General features: G+C 31.6%; 15 protein-coding genes. 9 read left to right on the top strand and 6 right to left on the bottom strand.

The genetic code is table 11. The features are described 5' to 3' along the window. The first annotated feature begins 38 nt into the window (after nucleotides 1–38). The 4 genes from G6N05_RS10270 (at nucleotide 39) to G6N05_RS10255 (ending at nucleotide 2,151) form a co-directional block, all read left to right on the top strand. Complete coding sequence (locus tag G6N05_RS10270; protein ID WP_166128227.1) at nucleotides 39–224, top strand: YgaP family membrane protein; 186 nt, start codon at nucleotides 39–41, stop codon at nucleotides 222–224. Between the two features lie 153 nt (nucleotides 225–377). Beyond that, nucleotides 378–1,163, top strand: a complete 786-nt coding sequence (locus tag G6N05_RS10265) for a sulfite exporter TauE/SafE family protein (RefSeq protein ID WP_166128224.1) — start codon at nucleotides 378–380, stop codon at nucleotides 1,161–1,163. A gap of 9 nt (nucleotides 1,164–1,172) precedes the next feature. Continuing rightward, entirely contained in the window at nucleotides 1,173–1,739 is a 567-nt protein-coding gene (locus G6N05_RS10260) for a YeeE/YedE family protein (protein ID WP_166128220.1), read from the top strand. Between the two features lies 1 nt (nucleotide 1,740). After that, the gene (locus G6N05_RS10255) at nucleotides 1,741–2,151 is read left to right on the top strand and encodes a YeeE/YedE thiosulfate transporter family protein (RefSeq protein WP_166128215.1); all 411 of its coding nucleotides are present in this window, start codon (nucleotides 1,741–1,743) and stop codon (nucleotides 2,149–2,151) included. A 71-nt stretch (nucleotides 2,152–2,222) separates the two neighbouring features. Here G6N05_RS10255 and G6N05_RS10250 read toward each other — a convergent pair whose 3' ends face one another. From G6N05_RS10250 to G6N05_RS10230, 5 genes are all read right to left on the bottom strand, one after another. Beyond that, on the bottom strand, nucleotides 2,223–6,851 hold the full coding sequence (locus tag G6N05_RS10250; RefSeq protein WP_166128211.1) for an FG-GAP-like repeat-containing protein: 4,629 nt from the start codon (nucleotides 6,849–6,851) through the stop codon (nucleotides 2,223–2,225). Between the two features lie 235 nt (nucleotides 6,852–7,086). Next, complete coding sequence (tyrS, locus tag G6N05_RS10245; RefSeq protein WP_166128207.1) at nucleotides 7,087–8,385, bottom strand: tyrosine--tRNA ligase; 1,299 nt, start codon at nucleotides 8,383–8,385, stop codon at nucleotides 7,087–7,089. Between the two features lie 108 nt (nucleotides 8,386–8,493). Then, nucleotides 8,494–10,908 (bottom strand): efflux RND transporter permease subunit, encoded by a 2,415-nt coding sequence (locus G6N05_RS10240; RefSeq protein WP_166128203.1) that lies wholly within the window; start codon nucleotides 10,906–10,908, stop codon nucleotides 8,494–8,496. 161 nt (nucleotides 10,909–11,069) lie between these two features. Then, nucleotides 11,070–13,301, bottom strand: a complete 2,232-nt coding sequence (locus G6N05_RS10235) for a DUF5686 family protein (RefSeq protein ID WP_166128200.1) — start codon at nucleotides 13,299–13,301, stop codon at nucleotides 11,070–11,072. Between the two features lie 83 nt (nucleotides 13,302–13,384). Further along, complete coding sequence (locus tag G6N05_RS10230) at nucleotides 13,385–13,993, bottom strand: superoxide dismutase (protein WP_166128196.1); 609 nt, start codon at nucleotides 13,991–13,993, stop codon at nucleotides 13,385–13,387. Nucleotides 13,994–14,095: 102 nt separating this feature from the next. Here G6N05_RS10230 and G6N05_RS10225 point away from each other — a divergent pair, with 102 nt between their 5' ends. The 4 genes from G6N05_RS10225 (at nucleotide 14,096) to G6N05_RS10210 (ending at nucleotide 22,841) form a co-directional block, all read left to right on the top strand. Beyond that, on the top strand, nucleotides 14,096–17,239 hold the full coding sequence (locus G6N05_RS10225) for a UvrD-helicase domain-containing protein (protein WP_205729757.1): 3,144 nt from the start codon (nucleotides 14,096–14,098) through the stop codon (nucleotides 17,237–17,239). Nucleotides 17,240–17,267: 28 nt separating this feature from the next. Then, the gene (kbl, locus tag G6N05_RS10220; protein WP_166128193.1) at nucleotides 17,268–18,461 is read left to right on the top strand and encodes a glycine C-acetyltransferase; all 1,194 of its coding nucleotides are present in this window, start codon (nucleotides 17,268–17,270) and stop codon (nucleotides 18,459–18,461) included. Between the two features lie 115 nt (nucleotides 18,462–18,576). Next, the gene (locus G6N05_RS10215; protein ID WP_166128188.1) at nucleotides 18,577–19,980 is read left to right on the top strand and encodes an OmpA family protein; all 1,404 of its coding nucleotides are present in this window, start codon (nucleotides 18,577–18,579) and stop codon (nucleotides 19,978–19,980) included. Between the two features lie 65 nt (nucleotides 19,981–20,045). Beyond that, the gene (locus tag G6N05_RS10210) at nucleotides 20,046–22,841 is read left to right on the top strand and encodes a PD-(D/E)XK nuclease family protein (RefSeq protein ID WP_166128184.1); all 2,796 of its coding nucleotides are present in this window, start codon (nucleotides 20,046–20,048) and stop codon (nucleotides 22,839–22,841) included. A 172-nt stretch (nucleotides 22,842–23,013) separates the two neighbouring features. On the opposite strand, the gene G6N05_RS10205 is transcribed toward G6N05_RS10210, so the two are convergent. Continuing rightward, entirely contained in the window at nucleotides 23,014–23,805 is a 792-nt protein-coding gene (locus G6N05_RS10205) for an alpha/beta fold hydrolase (RefSeq protein WP_394351473.1), read from the bottom strand. Between the two features lie 144 nt (nucleotides 23,806–23,949). Between G6N05_RS10205 and G6N05_RS10200 the strand changes: the two genes are divergently transcribed. Next, a complete protein-coding gene (locus G6N05_RS10200) occupies nucleotides 23,950–25,194 on the top strand; it encodes an AbiH family protein (protein ID WP_166128178.1) in 1,245 nt (414 codons plus the stop codon). Nucleotides 25,195–25,214: the final 20 nt, after the last annotated feature.

The following is a 25,214-nucleotide window of genomic DNA, read 5'->3' as shown; positions in this document are numbered from 1 at the left end:
GGTTTTTCCAACCTTGTAGGTTTCTAAATAAACAAATTATGAAAAACAGAATCATCAGAGCCATCGCAGGAAGTTTTGTACTAATTAGTATTTTACTTTCCATTTATGTCAACCCAAATTGGTTATGGTTCACAGCTTTTGTGGGTGCTAATTTATTACAATCTTCCATCACAAAATGGTGTTTAATGGAAGATATTTTAGTCAAATTAAGCGTAAAAGATTAAACAAAAAGCCGTTCTGATTCATTTGAGAACGGCTTTTAATTTTAAGTAAAACAATTCTAATCATAGTAACAATTGTTACAATGCCTCATTTAATATCTACTTAAATTTGTACTTTAGCTTAAGTTTTAGATAATTTGAAATAACCTGTTTTATATGGAAATAATTGGTTTTATATTAAGTATTTTAATAGGCATTTCTCTTGGTCTTATTGGCAGTGGAGGCTCCATACTTACGATTCCAATTTTGGTATATGTATTTCATGTTTCTCCAAGTGATTCTACTACGTATTCTCTTTTTGTTGTTGGCGTTTCTGCATTGGCAGGAAGTATTAACGGTGCCAAACACAAATTACTCGATTATAAAACAGCCTTATATTTTGGTTTGCCAAGTGTGATTTCTGTTTTTTTGATGCGCAAATTTATAGTGCCGTTATTGCCAAATGAACTTCTAACTATTTCAAATTTTACACTTACAACAGATTTACTAATTATGTTAGTGTTTTCTGTATTGATGATTTTGGCTTCTTTTTCCATGATTCAAAAAAGAAAAATGACAGAAAATGATAGTTCGAAAATCAATCACAACAACTTAATTTTTAAAGGTCTTTTTGTTGGATTATTAACTGGTTTTGTTGGAGTTGGTGGTGGGTTTTTAATCATACCAGCTTTACTGTTTACGGCAAAATTGCCTATGAAAAAGGCCGTAGCCACTTCTTTAATTATCATTGTTTTTAATTCTTTAATAGGATTTTTAGGTAGTATAACTTCAACAAAAATAGATTGGAATTTCTTATTGCTTTTCACCGCATTTGCTGTAATTGGAATTTTTATAGGCATGTATTTAAGTAAAAAAATAACAAACGAAAAATTAAAACCACTTTTTGGATGGTTTGTACTACTAACTGGAATTTATATCATTATAAAAGAAGTAATAATTTAAACTATACTTATGTTAGAACTTATTAAGCAACCTTGGCATTGGGCTGTGGCGGGCACATTAATCGGATTAATTGTGCCAACATTATTATTGATTGGTAATAAAAAATTAGGTGTTTCTTCTTCCATGCGACACCTTTGCGCTATTTGTATTCCTAAAAACATTCCCTTTTTTAAATACGATTGGAAAAAAGAAATTTGGAATCTTTTTTTTGTGGTAGGAATTTTATTAGGAGGTTTCATTGCTGCACAATTCTTAACGAATCCAAACGAAATCGTAATTACTGAAACCACTAAAGAAATTTTAGCAGAATACGGAATTACTGATTTTAGTCAATCGATGCCAATACAAATATTTTCAGTAGAAAACATATTCACATTAAGAGGATTTTTCTTTTTTGTGGTTGGAGGTTTTCTAGTAGGATTTGGTTCACGATATGCTGGTGGTTGCACAAGCGGACATTCTATAATGGGTTTAGCAACCTTTCAATTACCTTCGCTTATTGCAACGTGTTGTTTTATGATTGGTGGGTTTTTTACGGCGAATGTTATATTGCCAATAATCTTTAAATTTATCTAAAATGAAAAACTTAAAATATTTAATAGTTGGAATTTTATTCGGAATTATCTTCGTTAAAGCCGAAATTTTTAGTTGGTTTCGCATTCAAGAAATGTTTCATTTGCAATCTTTCTTTATGTATGGAATAATTGGAACAGCCGTTATTGTTGCGATGTTATCTATTTTTATTATTAAAAAATTTAATATCAAAACCTTTTCAGGTGATGATATTGTTTTTGAAGAAAAAGAAAGCAACAAAGGTCAAATTTATGGTGGATTAATTTTTGGAATTGGTTGGGCCATTACAGGTTCTTGTCCAGGAGCATTATATGCACAAATAGGCGCTGGCTTTTTAGTGGTTGGTGTAGTTTATTTGAGTGTTGTTTTTGGTGTATGGTGCTACGGTTACTTTAAAAATAAATTACCACATTAATAACAAAAAAGCCGTTTTGATTAGTTTCAGAACGGCTTTGTGTTTGTTTAACTAAATGTTTTTTCAAACAGTTATTCTCTAAATCTTACCATCATTTTTCTTACATAGTTTATACCATCAGTATCCGTAATTCGAACCAGGTAAATTCCTTTAAATTCGATTGGTAAATTCATTCTGATTTCATCTAAAGCGTCAAAATATGCTGTCATTACAGTTAATCCTTGAAGGGTTATGATTTCTGCTTTTGTGATTTTTTTAGTTGTAAACTCTTCTCCTTTTTGATGTTGTAATCCCAAAAATGCGACATCATTTACTGGATTTGGATATAATGTTACAACAACAAAATCTGCTTCTTTTTCTTTAGATTGAATGGTGTTTAAAACCGTATTGGTAACTAAAGGCAAGTACGTATCAAATTGTATCGTAGCTTTGTTTTCAATTTTAGTTTCTGCTGCTATCCCTGATATAGGTTTTACAACAAAAGTAAAATAGCCTTGGCTTTTTGTAGCATCTTCAGAAGTTGGAGGTAAATACACATCATTTAAAATAAATGTAATTTTTTGACCAACAATTTCTATACTATGGTTTTCATGACTTGAAGCTACAAGTTTAAATGTGCTACTATCTATTTCTCTTGGTAATTCATCCACAATGATTACTTTTTGTGCTGGAAAATTCCCAATGTTTTCAAATCTAATTGTATATGTCAATTCTTGGTTAGGTAATATATAACCTTCTTCGCCATACCCTTTTGGAGAAACTAAAATATCGTTTGGATCGATAGCACCGTAAACAAGATATTTTTGAGTTATGCTATTATTAGACAGATCACAATCTGAATTTGCAGAATTTATATCACATTTAAATGTAAGTTCATTCCCAATTTGAACAGCCGAAGTATGACTTGTTGTAAAGTTAATAGTTTTGTTTTCAAAAGCGTTTAAAGCACTTATTTGCCAAGTATATCTTAAGAAGTTTTCTCCGTTTTCTGAAAACGATTCTTGTTGAAAAATAGTTTCACTTGAATTCTGAATACTTACAGTAGAAGGTACGATAAAACTCACAACTGCATTAGAAATTCCATTTCTTGACTGATTTGAAGCTACAATTCTAAACTGATTATTTGTAAAGCTTTTTCGAATTGCTGTTCCGCCCATGTTTATTTTTAAATCTGCATTTGAGCAAATGGTAGAAGCTGCAATAGTTATGGTGTCAGTACTACTGTAATTTACTAAATTATAACTCATAGGAACAGTACTTTCTTGTAAACCATTTTCTGCTAAAACTTTAATTTGAGCATTATTTTGATCAGTGTAAAATGTAAAAACACCATTGTTATTCGAAAATGTTTTCGTTTCTGTTGGCATGATACTTAGAGCTGCTCTTGAAATAATTGGCTCTTCTGTTTGTTTTTGTCCATCAGAATTTACATCAAAATAAACCACTCCAGTTACTTTTGTTTGTTGAGGTTCTGTAATTTGAAGAATTTGATTTGCCGTTACATTTGTTAAAGTCTGAATAATTCCACTTGGCCATGTTACTGTTATAGTGTCAATCACAGCTGTATTTTTTAATCCAAAATGTTGCGTATAACTGCTTTGTCCTCCAAAACCACTTTGACTATTAACTTCTCTAAATTGATTACTTTCCGTTGTAGAAACTTTAATTTTAGCACCAATAGCAGATCCATTACTTACAGTTGAAATCAAATTAACTTGTAACCAATTATTCGTATTTCCATTGTTTTTAAAAATGTAATTTTTTTGATTGGAATGAGTAGCTACAGCTAAATCTAAATCACCATCATGATCAAAATCAGACCAAGAATGTCCAAATGACAATCCGAAATTATACGTAATGGCTTCTTCTCTGTTTTCTGAAAAATTTCCAGCTCCATCATTTAGATATAAAAATTTTCTAATTCTATCGTTAGTAACAAATAAATCTAAATCGCCATCATTATCAATATCTGCAAAACTACAACCATGAGAACTAGCGCCTTGATTAATAATTGAATTCGTAATTTTTTCAAAAGTTCCATCCCCTAAATTTTTATAGAAAAAATTAGTTGAACTGTTTGAATTGGCTACAAACAAATCTAAATCACCATCATTATCCACATCTCCCCAGCAACTTCCCACAGATTTTCCACCTTCTTGATTTATAATAATATTTGATTTTGAAAAGGTGCCATTTCCATCATTGTGAAATAATGAATTTTTATTTCCAGATCCGTTAGGTACAAATAAATCTAAGAATCCATCTTGATCATAATCTGCCCAAGTTGGACCTAAAGAAGAATTGGCTTCTAAAGGAATAACTTCTGAAACTACTTTAGAGAAATTTCCATCTGAAGTATTTTTGTGTAATTCATTATATTTTGTTGGAAAATAATTACACATAAACACATCTATTTTGTTGTCATGATCATAATCTGCAAAAGCACCACCATGGTAATAGGAAATATCTTGAGTAAATGATTTTGAATTATCAGCCACTAAGTTTCCATTGTCATTTCGATAGAATTTATTTGTATTTCTACCATTGTTTAAAACTAATAAGTCTTCATCACCATCATTGTCTACATCTGCCCAAGTATTTGTCATAGAAACACCATCTTCTGGCATCACTTGTCCAGCTGTAAACCCACCAATTTGATTATTCATGAATATTTTATTAGGTGCTGTTGTACCCATGTCCGTAACATAAATATCATCCCAACCATCATTATTTATGTCTATCCAACTAATAGTCCATGAATTACTTGATAAAGAATTAAATACTGGATCTTCTAATTTTGAAAACATTAAATTAGACGTGTTAGTAGTTTGTACCGTTACTGATTTTGCAATAACAGATTGTTGGATTTCACCATCAATTCTCCCTGTAACTTTAATTTCGACTGTAGAATTTAAGGTTGAACCTATTAATTCACCATTATTCGCACCTACTGTACCTACAACTTTTGTTTGAACTTCATAACTCGAATTGGCTGTTAAAGTTGGTAAATTATTAAATTCTACTTTTATTTTATCATTAGATTCTGTTATGGTTCCTAAAGTAAAGGATTGATCTGGATATATTAGTTTAGATTCTACCGCTTTTAAACCATCTTGAATAATTACTTCAATTGCTGGTGTAACAATATCAGCAGTTGTATTTATTTGTGAAACTACTACAGCTTGTTGCGCTGGAATTAAGGCACTATTATTTATGGTACAAGTTTGTTTAAAAGAATGTCCTAAAGAACTTCCAGTGTAACACATCCAGTTGTCGTTAAAGTTGCTATTTAACACTGAAATGTTTTGATCACTTGTAATAAGTAAGTAAGGTTTTTCTGGTCCTACATTCGTACCAGTCCCATTATAAAACGCCTTCCATTCTGCTAAACTTATCGTGCAATCTGCATATTTTTCTGGTAAGATGGTAAATGTTTTTGAAAACTTTGTTCCATTAGTATACGCATCTTTCACTGTAACTGTTGCGCCTGTTTTAGAAAATAAATATAAGTGAGAAAACGCGCCGCCATACTTTAATCCTGTTAAAGGATTTGTAACATTTACTTCATTTCCTGGAGGTGGAACATAAGTTAGAAAATTTTTACCTGCTGTAGTACCGCTTTCTGAGGAAACCATCGTGGCCATATCTGAAGTACCAGGAGAACCTGTTTCAAACCAATTTCCTTCAAAAACCGAGACTTTTTTACCCGCAGAACAAGTTACTCGAAATACGTTTGGATAGGATACATTACCATTAGATTTTCCTACCCAATCACCAGCAACTAATCTGTTTAATGTTAAAGTTTTTACGGCCACCCAACTTCCATTTACAAATCGATCTAATTGAACAGTATTGGTATTGTCCCAACTTACGATTCTAATTTCTTGTTCACCTGCTGCTTGATAGGGAACAGCAAAGTACATTAAATCTCCTGAAGAACTTCCATTTGAGGTAGGTACATAACCTCCACCATCTCTTTCATTTCCAAAAAGAGATCCATATTGAACAGTAACTGGTTTATTTGAAATGATCACATAGGTTTCTCCAGAAATCATAACATTTCTACCTTCAGTGGAACTATAAATTAAATCTTGACCAATATTTAAGGTTTTAGAAAATACTTTTACTGGCTTTTCAAAATTCACATCTGTAAATCCAGTATTTGTTTTTGCTTGTGTTGAAATTTTGTAGAAATCTACCACAGTATTATTTTCATAAGCAAAAACATTAACATCTCTGTTTGAAGAAGTAATCATTGGTGCATAGATGATAAATTTTTGTCCGATGGAACTTTTGTCTACACTAGGAACCCAATCATGTTGCCAATCACTGTTAGTACTTTGAGAAGCATAAACCAATTGATTAGATTTTATGATAAAGTAATCACCATCCCATTTTAAAACACCTCCTGAAGCATATCGAGCATCGTCATTTATACCATTATCTTTAATGTATAAAATATAACTTTGTCCAGCATTTAAAATACCTGTTTTAGAATCATCCGTGTCGCCATCAGCGCCATCGTCAATAATTTGGAATTCCGTGTTATCGGAAATAGCAGTTACGATTAAACATACGTTTCTTTGAACAGCATCTGCATTAGGAGCTACATAGATTTGAAAATAAGTAGAAGGTTCACCTGTTGCATAAGCATTACCTATTCCGAAATATAAAACAATTAAGAGTACTATTTTTTTCATGATATTGAAATTTAGTGTTTTAATCTTGATACAAATCCTGTACCCAAACATAAGCCATTGAAAATCAATAGTTTAACTTTTTTTGTTTTGTATTTTTTTCTGTTTTTTGGAAAAATTGTTTATTTTTTGGAAAAAGTAAACCACACTTTTTCTCTAATTTTTATTTGATGAATGTCATAAAAAAAACCGTACTGAATCATTTCAGAACGGCTTTTGAATTTTACTTAAAACCAGCTTACACCACTTTTAAAATATAATAATTCTTTTTTCCTTTTTGTAATAAAACGAAGGTGTTGGCAATTAAAACGTTCGTAGAAATTACGTATTCTTCTGTCACTTTTACTTTGTTGACAGAAACCGCATTTTCTTTTAATGCTCTTCTGGTTTCGTTTCCTGAAGATAAAAATCCTGATTTTACAAAGGCATCTACAATTGGGTAACCTGCTTCAATTTCTGCTAGAGAAACTTCTGCTTGGTCTAAACTTTGGAAAACATCCGCTAACGTTTTTAAATCTAATAGTTTTAAATCGTCCACCGTTGGTTTGAAGAACGCTTGAGAAGCAAAAACCGCTTTTTCGTGTTCTTCTGCACCGTGAATCATTACGGTTAATTCTTCCGCTAATTTTTTCTGTAAGACACGTAAATGAGGAGCTTCAGCATGTTCTGCTAATAAGGCATCAATCGTAGCTTTATCTAAGAACGTGAAAATTTTAATGTATTTTTCTGCATCAACATCTGTTGTATTAAACCAAAATTGGTAAAATTCGTATGGAGATGTTTTATCCGCATCCAACCAAATGTTTCCTTTTTCCGATTTCCCGAATTTAGAACCATCCGCTTTTGTAATTAATGGGCAAGTCATTGCGAAAGCTTTTCCTTCCGTTTCAGAATCTACGTTCATTCTACGGATTAATTCTGTTCCAGTCGTGATATTTCCCCATTGATCACTTCCTCCCATTTGCAATTTACAATTGTGGTATTTGTGTAAATGGTAAAAATCGTATCCTTGAATTAATTGGTAGGTGAACTCTGTAAAACTCATTCCTTCGCCTTCACCAGACAAACGTTTTTTTACAGAATCTTTACTCATCATGTAGTTTACCGTAATACGTTTTCCCACTTCACGAACAAAATCAATGAATGAAAAATCTTTCATCCAATCGTAATTGTTCACTAAAACTGGTGCTTGCGCATCGGTAGCATTGAAATCTAAAAAGCGAGATAAAACCCCTTTAATTCCTTCTACATTATGATTTAAAGTGGCTTCGTCTAATAAATTTCTTTCGTTTGATTTTCCTGATGGATCACCAATCATTCCTGTTGCACCGCCGACTAAAGCAAACGGCTTATGTCCGAATTTACGCAAGTGCATCAATAAAATAATCGGCACTAAACTTCCAATATGTAACGAATCTGAAGTTGGGTCAAAACCAATATAAACTACTGTTGGTTCTTTTAAAAGTTGCTCTTCTGTTCCTGGCATGGCATCATGAACTAAGCCTCTCCATTGTAATTCTTCGATTAAATTTTTCATTTATTTTTTCAAATATATTTTAAATATTAAACACAAATTTCACAGATTATCACGAATTAATTAGTGTAAATTTTTGATAATCTGTGTTAAATAGTATCTCAAAAAAGTTTATTTTTCTTCAACCACAGCGTCTGGGTCGTCATCATTTTCTAAAATATCTATTCTTGGTTCTTTCAATTCTTGTTCGTTAGCTAAACTTCTGTTTAAAGATAAAACCAAACTCGGTAATAAAATTAAATTGGTTAACATTCCAAATAATAACGTGATGGAAACTAAACCTCCTAAGGCAACTGTTCCACCGAAATCCGATAAAGTAAATACTGAAAATCCAAACAATAATACGAAGGAAGTATAAAACATACTTGGACCTTCTTCATTTAATGTTGCGAAAATTGATTTTCTTATTTTCCAGTTATTTCGAACTAATTCTTGTCGGTATTGCGCTAAGAATCGAATCGTATCGTCTACGGAAAGTCCGAACGCAATTCCGAAAACCAAAATAGTTGATGGCTTAATTGGAATGCCTAAATAACCCATTAATCCAGCTGTTGCTAACAACGGTAATAAATTCGGAATCAATGCCACAAAAATCATTTTCACTGATCGGAATAAGAAAAAGATTAAAGCTCCCGTTAATGCCAAAGCAAAAAGTAGCGATTCAATTAAATTTTCTAATAAATAACTCGTTCCTTTTTGGAATAATAAAGCTTTTCCTGTAATGGTAACTGTAAAGCGTTCTTTCGGGAATAATTTATTGATTCGGTCTTGTAATTTTTCTTCTACTTTCACCATTTCATCCGTGCTGACTTCTCTCATAAAAGTCGAGATTCTAGCATATTGCCCAGTAGAATCTACATAACTTTTTAGTGGATTATTTTTGCTGTCTTTCGACGAATTTTTCAAATAAGGTAAAATAAAAGCTTGTTCTTGCGAATCTGGTAAATCGTAAAAAGCTGGATTTCCGTTATAATACGCTTGTTTCGAAAATTTCACCAAATTGACAATAGAAACCGGTTTAGAAAGTTCTGGAATCGCTTCAATTTCGGATTGCAACTCGTCCATTTTTTTCAAAGTTGAAATTTTCATCACGCCTTTTTTACGTTTCGTGTCAATTAAAATTTCTACAGGTAAAACGCCTTTAAATTCCTTTTCAAAGAAACGAATGTCTTCAAAAAACGGAGTGCTTTTTGGCATGTCTTCTAAAATACTTCCAGAAATATTGATTTTATAAATTCCAATAATTCCAATAACTAAAATTCCAACAGCAACTCCATACACTCTTACATTGTGGTATTTTACTTGGTCGATAATCCAGTTTTTGAAGTTGACTAAATAACCGCGTTCCAAATGTTCCAAATGTTTCGCTTTTGGAATCGGCATAAAACTGAAGAAAATCGGAATTACGAATAAACTCAACGCAAAAAGCGCCATGATGTTTATCGAAGTTACGATACCAAATTCTTGCAATAATTTATTGTCGGTAATAATGAATGTAGCAAAACCAACAGCTGTTGTAACATTCGTTATAAAAGTTGCGGTTCCAACTTTCGTTAAAACACGTTGTAAACCTTTTGCTCTGTTTCCATGCGCACGCGTTTCTTGATGGTATTTATTGGTTAAGAAAATACAATTCGGAATTCCAATAATGACGATTAACGAAGGAACTAAAGCGGTTAAAACGGTAATTTCATATCGTAATAATCCTAAAAATCCGAAAGACCACATCACACCAATCATCACCACAAAAAGTGCCATCATGGTCGTACGAAACGAACGGAAAAAGAAATAGAAAAGCAACGAAGTAACTAATAAAGTCGCGCCAATAAATAAGCCAATTTCGCTAATAATCGCTTTGGCATTCATGGTTCTAATATAAGGCATTCCCGAAACTTTTATGTCCGTTTTGGCCGTTTTCTTAAACTCTTCTATAGCTGGAATTAGTTTGTTTAAAACGAATTCTTTTCTTTCTGGTTTGTTTACTATGTCTTTTTTCAGATAAATCACACTTCTAACTACACCACTTTTTTTATTGAACAATAGGCTTTCGTAAAAAGGCATTTTGTTTAATAAATCTTGTTTTTTCGCATTCAAATAAGCAGCATCAGCCACTTTATTTTGATCTATGAAAGGTTTGGTTTGAAAGGTTTTTAAGGAATCGTTTTTAACTAAATCTAAAATTTCATTAAATGACAAAACACCATCGACTTCTTTGTTTTTAGCAATAGAAGCCATCATGTTATTCCAAGCTTTAAACGTTTCTGGTTTAAAAACATCTGAACTTTTAACCGCAAAAATGATGACATTACCTTCTTCACCAAATTTCTTTAAAAAATCAGTGTAAGCAATATTGTCTTTATGGTCGTTGGGTAATAAATTGGCTTCGGTTTGAGTAAAACGGATGTATTTCCATTGCGTCGCCATAAAAATGGTGAATAACGCAATAAACAAAAGAACCCAATGTCTATTTCTTAAAAGCTTACTTGCTACAAAATTCCAAAAATTGGTGTTTAACCACTTCGTCATCATATAAATTTAGGCTGCAAAGGTAAGAATTATGGCGAATTATATACCTAATTTGACTTAAAAGATAGGAATTATATAAATATTTTTAACCAAATAAGTTAAGTGAGTTTTGTTTTTTGGAAAGTTGGAAAGTTGTTTTTGAAGTTCACTATTGGCTTTATTTAAATCCCCAAATTCAACGAAAACGACAATTTTATAGCAATATTTTGGTCGAATTTCGGCAATTGATACGGGCCATATCTGTAATAGATTGACAATCCAAAGCCGTTGTAAATGTTTTGTAGTTCAAATCCACTTTCAAAAAATCCTTTATCCATCGTTTTAAATTCAATACCTTTATGGTTTACTGGATGTGAAAAATCACCATAAGCAACTTTACTTCCCAAAACTAAAGTAGGTTTGATGCTTTTTGAAATTTGCAATTTATTGAAATGATGTTTCAATTGAAAAAGGGAATATCTGTCCGAATAAAATTCATTAAAATACATGGTTTCAAATGAAGTTTTATTCGCAAAAGTAATTCGACTTAAAATAGCTTCTCGATCTAAATTATTTGGTGAAACGCTATACAAATGCGAAAGTGGCGCGTTGCCTAAACTCACACCAGCTTGCAATAAAAATGAAGTTTTTTGACCTGATAAATGTTTCTTCTCTTGATAAATTCTAGCATCAATTTTTGTGAATTCGATGTTATCGCTAAGAAAATTCGGAATGGCGTGCGACATTTGTAAAATCACTTTCGGATATCCTTTTTCAACTTCCATAATTTCCTGTGGTGCTTGTAAAAAAGTACTATTTGGCGACCATTCTAAACTTAAAGTTGCTAAAGTTAAGTTGTAAATGTGATAGGATTTACTCGGTGTAATATATTCGTAATCGAACAAAGGATTTATTCGCGAACGATTTATTTTTAGTGTTGTTTCTACTTTAGATATAAATTTCGAAGCGAAAGTTAATTCATAAGATTGATGGTTATAAAACGTAGAAATATTAAAAGGTCTCGGATCTAAAAGTTTAAAACGTTTGTTGTCTGCCAAAAGCGTCAAGTCGGCAAATTCTGTTAGATCATTTGTAACTGAACCAGAAATCCAAGAATCCGTATTTTTAGAAACTCGAAACGAACTCCCAATTTGACCTTTAAATTTACCGTCTTTTGTACCATACGCACCATAACCAAACAATTTATAATGAGACGATAGTCGGTCGTTAGTAGACAAACCAATACCTAATCGAAATCCTTCGTAATTATTAAATTTAAACAAATCTCTAGCACGAACATCTACAATTCCAAATGGGATTTGTCCGTTAATCAATTTTTTTCCAAAATAAATTTTCCTTTCAATTTTGGTTGCCGTGACCAAACTATCTAAGGTTTGATAGGTGTTTTGCGAACGAGTATCTAAAGTATCATTGGCAATAGTATTAAAAAAAACGGTATTGGGTTTTGTAGCACTTTTGTCAATATGAATTTGATAATGTTGTCTTTTTGGTTTTTCGGTGAAGTTATAATCGGTAAAATTTCGGTTAATTTTCACATACAAATCATTTGAATAATCGTACTTTTTAGATGAAGTACTTGTCATTTCTTCAAACTGAACGGTTTCTCCCAGAAAATCAATATTGTGTTTGCCTTTTCCTTTAGTCACTAATAAACTTTGCGAAACCGGAAACCACGATTTCCCATTATTAAACCAACCAAAAATTGTTTCGGTTTTTACATTGATAATGCTGTTGATAAGAAAAGTGCTTTTGGTTATAGAAAATGTTTTTAAATCGACAGTTAGTGAACCTTTTATTGGGGTTTTAAAGATGTTTTTTTTCGATTCAAATTGCAATACGATTTCTTTGCCTTTTGGAGTGGTAATCGTATCCGTAATTTCAAATTTGTATTTGCGTGAACCTTCTGTAGTGAATGGGTTTTGGAATGTAAATTGTAAAATTTTTAGATATTTTTTACTCAAATCAAAAGGTATAAATTCTTGTCCTAATAATTCGTAAACGGGTTGTTTTAAACCCGCCATTTTCAGCCCAATAATAGTTTCTTTTTTCTTGCCTTTTACGATAGAAATGGTTGAAACTTTTTCGGTTTGATACACATGTTGTTTGGTAATGATTTTCTTGAATTTATAACTAGAAGAATCAATTCCATATTTCGTTTTTTTCTTGTTTTTGAAAACGGTATCAATACTTGCAGAAATAGAATCGGGATGTGCAGAAACAATTGCTTTTTCGTAAAAAGAATAACTAAAATCAGTTGCTTTTAAATTGTTGTTATTTTGAATTCTAATGATATTGCCGACTAATTTTTGGGTGTTTTCATCCTGCTTTATAGTATTCTTCTGAGCCATCGCCTCAAAAGCACATAAAAACAAAATCCAAAACAATATCCTCATTTAGTAGTAAATTAGAAGCAAATATACAGATAATAAAAAAGCGTCCAATTATACTTGAACGCTTTAATTTTATATTTATGAAATTATTTCGCTTCGTTGAAACGTTTTGTCACTTCATCCCAGTTAATTACATTGAAAAAAGCTTCTACGTAATCTGGTCTTCTGTTTTGGTAGTTTAAGTAATACGCGTGTTCCCAAACGTCTAAACCTAAAATTGGCGCTCCACCACAACCAATTCCTGGCATTAATGGATTGTCTTGGTTTGCTGAAGAACAAACTTCCACTTTTCCACCTTTTTGTACACAAAGCCAAGCCCATCCTGAACCAAAACGTGTTGCAGCAGCTTTAGCAAATTCCGCTTTAAAAGCATCAAATGTTCCGTATGCAGCGTCAATAGCAGCAGCTAATTCACCTGTTGGTAAACCACCACCGTTTGGAGACATTACTGTCCAAAATAAATTGTGGTTAAAAAAACCACCACCGTTATTTCTAACTGGCATGTTGTTCATATCTAAATTAGCCATAATCGCTTCAATAGATTTTCCTTCTAAATCTGTTCCAGCAATGGCAGCATTTAAATTTGTTGTATAAGCATTATGATGTTTTGTATGGTGAATTTCCATAGTTCTCGCATCAATATGTGGTTCTAATGCATCATATGCATAAGGTAATTGCGGTAATTCAAAAGCCATGATATATATTTTTAAATGATTAATTATAATTTTCAAATTTATAACTTTAACTTTGAAAATAAAATTTTTGCGTCTTAATACTTTCATAAAGAAATCTAATTTATGGCATTTCAACTCTATAACGCTTCAGCTGGTTCTGGAAAAACATACACGTTAACAAAAGAATATTTGAAAATTTTGTTAGTCGCACCTGCTAATGATGCCTATAAAAAAATTCTAGCGATTACGTTTACAAACAAAGCCGTAGAGGAAATGAAAAGCCGAATTGTAGAAAGTTTAATCGCTTTTACAGAAGAGGAAGTTTCGGAAAAAACTGCCGATTTCATACAAGAAATTGCTTCCGAAATCAAGCTGGATGTGCATTCTATCAAATTAAAATCTAGAAAAATATTAAAGAATTTAATTCATAATTATGCCGCTTTTGATATTTCAACTATCGATAAATTTACACATCGAATCATCAGAACGTTTACACACGATTTAAATTTACCTACAAATTTTGATGTCACACTTGACACAGATGAATTATTAAAAAATGCCATTGATGTAGTCGTTGCGAAAGCGGGTGAAGATGAGCAACTGACTAATATTTTAATCAATTTCGCTAAAAATAAAACCGACGACGATAAAAGTTGGGATGTGACTTTAGATTTATACGAAGTTTCGAAACTGATTTTAAACGAAGAACATTTTTTCAATTTCGGAAAATTAAGTGATAAATCGGTGGAGGATTTTACAAAAATTGCCGAGAAAATTAAACTGAAAATTGAAAGCAATAAATCAAAAATAAAAGAGAATTCTAAAAAGATTTTAGACGATTTTACCACAAATAATTTAACTAAAGATGATTTTGATCGCGGTACTTTTTACAATCATATTGTGAATTTGTTTCACGAAAAAGCAACGGATTACGATTTTGTAAACGCCAGAGAAATAACCGTTCCAAAAAAATCAAATAATTTAGAAGTTGTGGAAAGTTTTGCTTCTTCTTGGAAACAAAAATTAACGATTATTTACAGCGCTCAAAATGAAAATGCGTTGTTCGATTTGATCATCAAAAACATGATTCCGTTATCGTTAATCAATGTAATTTATCAAGAATACAAGCAATTACAAGAAGACCAAAACGTGTTGTCGATTTCCGATTTCAATACCATAATTCACAACGAAATTAAAGACCAACCAGCGCCATTTATTTACGAACGTTTGGGCGACAGATACCGTCATTATTTTATTGACGAATTTCAAGATACGTCACAATTGCAATGGGAAAATTTTGTTCCATTAATTGATAATGCTTTGGCGAGTGAAGATTTAGATGGTACAAAAGGTTCATTAATGATTGTGGGTGATCCGAAGCAATCTATTTACCGTTGGCGTGGTGGAAAAGCGGAACAATTTATCGATTTAAGTAACGACGAAAATCCGTTTTCTAACAAAGACAAATGCGTTAAAAATCTACCAAAAAATTACAGAAGTTATTCGGAAGTTATCGATTTTAACAACCAATTTTTCCAGTTTCTTTCTGGTGAATTTACGAATGAAGCCTATCAAAAATTATATCAAGAAACGGCCAATCAGGAAGTCAATTCGAAAAAAGGCGGATTCGTCTCCGTAAGTTTTTTAAATGACGATATTGAGATTAACGATGAAATTGCCGATGATGAAAATATCACCGAAAAAGACAAACAATATTTATCGAAAACTTTAGAAATTATTCAAAATTCTATTGCGAACGGATTTGAATATTCTGACATTGTTTTGTTAACAAGAAAAACCAGAAATGGTGTTTTGTTGGCGAATTTCTTAACCGAAAATAACATTCCCATTATTTCATCTGAAACGTTGTTGATTCAGAATGCTTCGGAAGTAAAATTCATTATCAATTTCTTAGAATATTTGGATAGTGCGAACAATCAAGAATCGAAAATAAATTGGTTGTATTATGTGGCGAAAGAAAAGGTTTCAAAACCAGAAATTCATCAGTTTATTTCGGAAACAAAAGATTTGTCGGAAACAAATTTAGAAAAATATTTAGCCGATTTTAATTGTGCGATTTCTTTCGAAAATTGTAGAAAAAAATCGTTGTACGAAGCGGTTGAAAATATCGTTCATGTCTTTTTAAAAGATAAAACTACGATTTCTTATGTGCAATATTTCTTGGATTTGGTTTTGGAACGAAACGTAAAATATCAAACCAGTATTGCCGATTTTTTAGAATATTGGAAAAAAACCGGATTCAAACAAAGTATTCCCTCGCCAGAAGGTGAAAAAGCGATCCGAATTATGACCATTCATAAATCGAAAGGTCTGGAATTTCCTGTCGTAATTTATCCGTTTGCCGATGACAGTTTAAATCCGAGAAGCAACAATATTTGGATTCCAATGGAAGACGAAAGTGTGGATATGCCGCAAGCTTTGGTGAAAAACACGAAAGTTTTAGAAAAGTATAACGACACCACCAACGAAATTTATCAAACCAAATCGCAAGAAGAAATTTTAGACACGATTAATGTTTTATACGTAGCATTAACGCGTGCCGAAGAACAGTTACACATAATTAGTAGTTATAAAGTCACTGCAAAAGGCGAGATTTCAACTTCAAAAACATTAGCCACGTATTTCATCAATTTCTTGGAACAAAAAGCCAATTTTTCTATCGAACAAAAAGAATATGTTTTCGGTAATTCGGAACGAAAATCGCAACCAAAATTATTCTCTAAAAACAAAGCTGAAATTCATGCGGTTGCCAATGCATTAGATTTTTCTTCGATTAAAATTGCGAAAAAAGAAGCCTTAATGTGGGGAACGTTACAGCAAGATGCGATTGAATTCGGAAATATTTTACACCAGATTTTATCGTACATTATTACTAAAAACGACTTGCAATTCGCCTTAACAAAAAGTTTGGAAGAAGGTTTAATTCAACATTCACAGAAAGTTATCTTCGAAGAAAAGATCAATCAAATTATCAATCATTCTGAATTGGAAGATTTCTTTAATCCGAATTATACTGTTTTTACCGAACACAATATTATTTCACCAAATGAAATTAATTTAAAACCAGACAGATTGGTAATTCATAATAATGAGGCTTTCCTAATAGATTATAAAACAGGTTTACCCGAAGAAAAACATAAAAATCAAATTGAAAACTATGCACGTGTCATTGAAAAAATGAATCTAAAAGTGAGTAAAAAAGTATTACTATATATAGGAGAAGAATTAAAAATTATACATTTGTAAAAAAAAATACAACTAACGATACCATATTATGTACGGAAAAATTCAAGAGCATTTGCAAAACGAGTTAAATGCGATTCAACAAAACGGATTATATAAAAAAGAAAGAATTATTACTTCGCCACAAGGTGCAGAAATAATTGTAAATGGTGAAACGGTTTTAAATTTCTGTGCGAACAATTATTTAGGATTGTCTTCTCATCCAGAAGTGGTACAAGCAGCAAAAGACGCTTTGGATTCTCACGGATTCGGAATGTCGTCGGTGCGTTTCATTTGCGGAACTCAAGATATTCATAAACAGTTAGAAGCTGAGATTGCAGATTTCTACGGAACTGAAGATACGATTTTATATGCCGCAGCTTTCGATGCGAATGGTGGTGTTTTCGAACCTTTATTAGGAGAAGAAGATTGTATTATTTCGGATAGTTTAAATCATGCTTCAATTATTGATGGAGTGCGTTTGTGTAAAGCAGCGCGTTACCGTTATGAAAATTCTAACATGGAACAATTAGAAGAACAATTGATTAAAGCTACAGAAGCAGGACATCGTTTCAAACTAATTGTAACAGATGGTGTTTTCTCTATGGACGGATTAGTAGCGCCTTTAGATAAAATTTGCGATTTAGCAGATAAATATGATGCCTTAGTGATGGTAGACGAATGTCACGCTGCTGGTTTTATAGGTGCAACTGGTAAAGGAACTATGGAAGCGAAAGGAGTAATGGGTCGTGTAGATATTATCACAGGAACATTAGGAAAAGCTTTAGGTGGTGCGATGGGTGGTTATACAACCGCTAAAAAAGAAGTCATTGAAATTTTACGTCAACGTTCTCGTCCGTATTTATTTTCGAATTCTTTATCTCCAGCCATTGTTGGTGCTTCATTAAAAGTATTCGAATTATTGAAAAAAGACAATTCTTTGAGAGATAAATTAGAATGGAATACGAATTATTTCAAAGAAGGAATGAGAAAAGCTGGTTTAGATTTCATTGATGGCGATTCGGCAATTGTACCGGTAATGTTATACGATGCGAAATTGTCACAAGTGATGGCTGATGAATTATTAAAATTAGGAATTTATGTAATTGGGTTCTTTTTCCCGGTTGTTCCGAAAGAAAAGGCAAGAATTAGAGTCCAATTGTCTGCTGCTCACACAAAAGAACATTTGGATAAAGCCATTGAATCCTTTACTATTGTTGGGAAAAAACTAAGTATTATTCAGTAAATTAGCATTAATTAACTTTTAATTAGGAAAAAAAGCACAAAAGTTTTGTGAATTACAAAAAACATATTACTTTTGTTCGTATTATAACGCATTGTAATTAAATTAAATAAAAAGTATGAAACATCTTAACAAACTATTTGCTGGGGCGTTATTATTAGCTGGATTCGCAGCTAATGCTCAAGACAGCACAAACCCATGGGCAGTATCTTTCGGAGTTAACGCAGTTGACACAAAGATAAGCATGAAAGGAAATGACCACCTTAGATTTGAAGAATTGTACAATCCATCAGGAAACTGGAATATTGTACCTTCAGTTTCTTATGTAAATGTTGCTAGAAATGTTGGAGGAAACTTCAGTTTTGGTTTAACAGGATCATTCAACAAAATTACTAGATGGGTAGAACACGATGAAGGTACTGAAAACACTCACGTTGTAGGAAATCCTGGTGATTTAAATTATTACGGAGTTGATGGAGCAATTACTTACAGCTTCAAAAGCTTATTAAAGTCAAAATGGTTTGACCCAAGTTTACACTTAGGTGGAGGATACACTTTCTTCGGAGATGCTTCTGCTGGTTCTGTAAATGGAGGATGGGGATTAAACTTATGGTTTGCTAAAAATGTAGCATTAACTTTAGGTTCTACATTAAAATATGGTTTCGACGATACAAGATTACCTAACAATGATGTACCAACTCATATTTTCCACCAAGCTGGTTTAAAATTCCAATTCGGTGCTAAAGATAGAGATGATGATGGTATTATCGATGCTGAAGACGCTTGTCCAGATGTTGCTGGTTTAGCTGCTTTCCAAGGTTGTCCTGACACTGATGGAGACGGAATTCAAGATTCAGCTGATGCTTGTCCTGAAGAAGCTGGTACTCCAGAAATGAATGGTTGTCCTGACCAAGACGGTGACGGTGTTGCTGATAAAGATGATGCATGTATTGATGTAGCAGGTTTACCAGTATTAAACGGATGTCCTGATGCTGACGGTGACGGTGTTGCTGATCAAAATGACAAATGTCCTACTATCGCTGGTCCTAAAGATAACGCTGGTTGTCCATGGCCTGATACAGATGGTGACAAAGTTTTAGACAAAGATGACAAATGTCCTACTGTTGCTGGAACTGTTGCTAACAACGGATGTCCTGAAGTATCTGAAGATACAATGAAAAAATTAAATGACTATGCTAAAACTATCTTATTTGATACTGCAAAAGCATCGTTCCAAAAACAAACTTTCCCAGTATTACAAGCTATGGTTGCTATCTTAAAAGAGTACCCAACTGCTAAGTTTGCTTTAGAAGGTCACACTGATGCTGATGGTAAAGATGCAATGAACTTGCAATTATCTAAAGATAGAGCTGCTGCTGTAAGAACTTACTTAATTGAAAATGGTATTGCTGCTGACAGATTAACTTCTGAAGGTTACGGAGAAACTAAACCAGTTGCTTCTAACAAAACTAAAGCTGGTAAAGCTCAAAACAGAAGAGTAGAAGTTAAATTAGTAAAATAATTTTTCTCTAATAATATTTAAAAAAGGTCTCAATTTATTGAGGCCTTTTTTTTATCTTTATTGCCATGGATGCATCTTTTTTATCTAAACTGGCAAAAGAATTATTAACCAATAATTCTACAACACTATACAATACAAACATCGTTTTGCCCAATAAAAGAGCAAAACTTTTTTTAATTGAAGAATTAAAAAAACAATCTGCAGAAACTTTTTTAGCACCTCAAATCATTAGTATTGAATCCTTAATTGAAGATATTGCACAGTTAAGGGCTTTAGATAATATTGAACTTTTATTTGAGTTTTATATCGTTTATTTAGATATTACAGAGAAATCCAAACAACAAGATTTTGAAAAATTTTCGGGTTGGGCAGTTACTTTACTTCAAGACTTCAATGAAATTGACCGCTACTTAGTCAATCAAAATGAAATATTTTCTTATTTATTAGATATTGAACGCATCAAACATTGGACACCAAACATTAATAACCAAACCAAATTGGTGGAAAATCATTTAGAATTCTGGAAATTATTACCTGATTATTACGAAAAATTCACACAACATCTTTTAAATAAAAAAGTAGGTTATCAAGGTTTACTTTACAGAAAGTCTGCGGAAAATATTATTGATTTCACAAAGAATATTGAAATTAAAACCTTTGTTTTTGCCGGTTTTAATGCTTTGAATAATGCCGAAGAAACCATAATTAAATATTTATTAGAAAATAAAAAAGCTACTGTTTATTGGGACATCGACGCCGTTTTCTTAAAAGATGAATTTCATGATGCCGGTTTGTTTTTACGAAGAATTAAAAATTCGTGGAAACACTTTGAAACGAATCCATTTAATTGGATCATGAACGAGTTTTCCAATGAAAAAAATATTGAAGTAATTGGAACACCAAAATCTATCGGACAAGCTAAAATTGCTGGAAAAATCATTGAAAAAATAGCATTAGAAAATCCTTCTTTGCAAAACACGGCTGTGGTGTTAAGTGAAGAAAATATCTTAATTCCATTGTTGAATTCTTTACCGGTTGAGGTGGAAAATTTAAACATCACCATGGGTTATCCAAGTAAAAATAACCCAGCGCAAATACTAATTTACAAGTTATTCAATTTACATTTAAACGCACAAAATAGAAACAAAAAGCAAAGTGTTTTCTATTATAAAGAAGTGTTAGAAATCCTAAATAATCCTTTAGTGGTTTCTAGTGTGAATGCGAATGAAGTGGTTAAAATCATAAAAAACTCGAATTTAACTTTCATTACAAGTAACCGATTAGCAGACTTATTTTCGAAATATAACTTGCAAGAAAACCAATTGGTTTCTCTTTTATTTTTTGATTGGAATACTTCTGTAGAAGAAATTCTAGAAAAATTAAAAGCGATTCTAATTTACATAAAGGAACATTTAAGTAATCAAAACGAGCAAGATAAAGTTACGAAAGCATTTGTATTTTCGATTTATAACATCGTTATAAAAATTACGAATTACTACGAAACTTATCATAATATTGAAAATTTAGAAATCCTTTTTTCAATTTATAAACAAGTTATCGATCAAGCACAAGTTTCTTTTGAAGGGGAACCGTTACAAGGTTTACAAATTATGGGAATTTTGGAAAGTCGTGTTTTAGATTTTGAAAATGTAATTATTACTTCTCTTAATGAAGGAAAATTACCAGGCGGAAAATCGAATAATTCATTTATTCCACATGATGTAAAATTGGAAAAAGGCTTGCCAACGTACAAAGAACGTGATGCCATTTTTACCTATCACTTTTACCGTTTGTTGCAACGTGCGAAAAATATTTACTTATTGTACAACACGCATTCGGAAGGAATTGATGCGGGTGAAAAAAGTCGTTTCATCACCCAATTGGAGATTGAACATTTACCGAATCATAATTTCAAAAAAGTGTTTTATAACGCCATAAAACCGGATACGATTTACCAACCCATGGAGATTTTAAAAACGCAACCGATTTTAGACCGTCTAAAAGAAATTGCGACAATAAAAGGATTTTCACCATCTGCTTTGACTAATTATTTACGAAATCCAATTCAGTTTTATTACCAACGAATTTTAGGTGTTCGTGAAAATGAAGAAGTGGAAGAAAATGTAGCAGCAAATACTTTAGGAACGATTATTCATGAGGTTCTAGAAAAAATGTATCAACCTTTTGAAGGAACAAGCACGCAAATTAAAACGTCAGATATTCATGTGATGATTCAGAATATTGAAGTGTTTACCTTAGAAAAATTTGTGGAAGTGTATAAAGAAGGTGAAATCAAAAAAGGGAAAAATTTAATTGCTTTTGAAGTCGCCAAACGTAATATTTATAACTTCTTACTTCAGGAAAAACAAAACATTGAAAACGGTGACGAACTTTTTATTTTGTCTTTAGAGAAAGAGCATTCTGCCGAAATTGTACATCCAAATTTACCATTCCCAATACGAATTGCTGGAAAAGTAGATAGAATTGAATTGCGAAATAATACCATTCGAATCATCGATTATAAAACTGGAAAAGTAGAAGCGAACAAATTAAAAATCAACACTTTTGAAGGTTTAACACTAGATCTAGCTAATGATAAAATCATACAATTGTTGTGTTACGCTTTGATGTTTCAGAATGATCCAATAAAACAAAATTATAATGTAGAAGTTGGAATTTTTTCTTTTAAAAATATGAAAGGTGGATTTTTACCTTTTACATTTAAAATAGGAAGTGGAAAAAACGCGATTAATGAAACGATTATTACGCAAGAATTCTTAGATAATTTTACGGAAGAATTGGTGATTTTAATTCAAGAAATTTTAAATCCATTGATTTCGTTTAAAGAAATAATTAAATAGTTTTAGCCACGAATTCTCGAATTTCTAATTTTGTTTGTAAAGATTCGTATCGACAAAGTAGATAATTATTCGAATAAAAAGTAATAATATTTAAGATTCATTCGGCAATTCGTGGCCAAAAATAAAAATATATAATTTGCGAGCTTCACGAAAACCTTTGCGTTCCTTGCGGTTAAGATTTCAAAAACCCAACCATAACTTTTTCCAATTCGGCTTGATTTTCGAGGTGACTCATATGTCCGTCGTTGAAAGTTATTAGTTTGACATTGGTGCCTTCAATTTGTTCTAAATTATCTTCGTAATTTAAAACAGGATCTTTTTTTCCTAAGATTAGCATGATAGGATAAGGAGCAAAATGCAACAATACTTCACGGTCTTTTCGCAGTTTCATGCCTTCTTGAGCGGCTATAATTCCTTGCAAAGGTGTTTGTAAAGCTTCATTTCTTACCCATTCAATTTGTTCAATTAGTTTTTCTCGGTTTTCTTCCGAAAATAGATTCGCAATACTCATTCGAACAGCTGCTACATAATTTTGTTTTACTGCTTTGATGGCACGAGTTCTATTTGTAATACGTTCGTCGCTATCCGCACGAGAAGTAGAATTTAATAACACCAAACCTTTCATGAATTCTGGATATAATTCAGCGAAAGCCAAAGCCACATAACCACCCATAGAATGCCCAACAAAAACCGCTTTTCTTATTTTTAATTCCGATAAAACTTGGTGAACGGCATCCGCCATATCTTCCATTGTGTGGACATAACCTAAAGAATCCGTTTGACCGTGACCCAATAAATCAATACAAATCACACGATTTTTCTGTGCTACAACCGGCGCCAAATAGTTCCACATCGTACTGTTTTCCAAAAAACCGTGCAATAAAACTACCGCAGTGCCTTTTCCTGCATCAGTATAAGAAATTTTCGTGTTTTTGTAGTTGGTGTGTTTGTAATTGTTCAAAATTCGTTGTTCGTTGTTCGTTGTTCGTTGTTCGTTGTTCGTTGTTCGTTGTTCGTTGTTCGTTGTTCGTTGTTGAAAACTTAATCCTGCAAAAATATAGTTTCTTTAATTAATAATGTAAATTTGAGAAAAGGATTTTTTAGATTTATGAATAGACTTGTTATTATAGGAAACGGTTTTGATTTGGCTCATGGTTTGCCAACTAGTTATAGAGATTTTATTGATGATTATTGGGCTAATTTAAAAAACTCTGAACATTCTGATAATTTTTTGTGTTTTGAAAATTTACCAAATTATGTAACTTTTGAAGATTGTAAAAATCTAGAAGAAATTTCAAAATCTATAAATTTGTGCGATTCAAATGTTATGTTTTCTGATGCTGAAATTTATACAGAATTTGGTAATAATTTTATGACTGGATCATATCCAAGACAACATATACTTATATACAAAAACACGTTTTTTAAGTTTGTTAATAAAAAAAAAGATATTAATAAGTGGGTTGATATTGAAAATGAATATTACAGACAATTAAAGAAAATTGTAAATTCAAAATGCTCAGATGTTTTAAAAACAGAAGAATTTTGGCAGAAAGAGCAATTAAAACAAGTTGAAAATTTGAATAAAGAGTTTGAACAAATTAAGAATTTATTGGAAAAATATTTAAATGACTCAGTTGAAACAAGTTATGATTTTTATGACAATGATAATAATTGGGCAAAATTTTATGAAATTTTAAAGCCAATTTCAATTTATAATAATGAAGTAAATTTAATAGAAGAATTTAATGATGTAGAAGATAGAGTTGAAATCAAAAACTTAATTAATATTCAAAAAGTAAATCCTGATAAACTCATAAAAAGCACATTATGTTTAAATTTTAATTATACAACAACAGTTAATAAATATTTAGAAAACTTAAAAAAAGGTGAAATTAATATTGATAATATTCATATCCACGGAGAATTATTAAAAGAAAAAAATCAAATAAATTTTGGATTTGGAGATGAAATGGATAATGATTACAAAGTTATTGAGAATATTAATGATAATGAATATTTAAGAAATTTTAAATCTTTCCAATATTTGCAAAATAATAATTATGATAATTTATTAAGATATGTTGATAGTGATAAATTTCAGGTTTTAATTTTAGGACATTCTTGTGGGTTGTCTGATAGAACGTTGTTAAATACTATTTTCGAGCATGATAATTGTCGATCTATTAAAGTTTTTTATCATCAAAAGGACGATGGAACTGATATTTATACAGAAATTGTTCAAAATATTTCTCGTCATTTTAATAAGAAAAAACTAATGAGAGAAAAAATTGTCAACAAAACACTTTGTAAACCATTACCACAAATTCAATTACCTAAAAAAGAAAAATAATCAAAACAAACATATATTCC

The sequence above is a fragment of the Flavobacterium bernardetii genome, from assembly GCF_011305415.1.
Taxonomy (GTDB): domain Bacteria; phylum Bacteroidota; class Bacteroidia; order Flavobacteriales; family Flavobacteriaceae; genus Flavobacterium; species Flavobacterium bernardetii.
The sequence above is the reverse complement of the archived record's forward strand: the minus strand, read 5'-3'. Positions and strand labels throughout refer to the sequence as shown.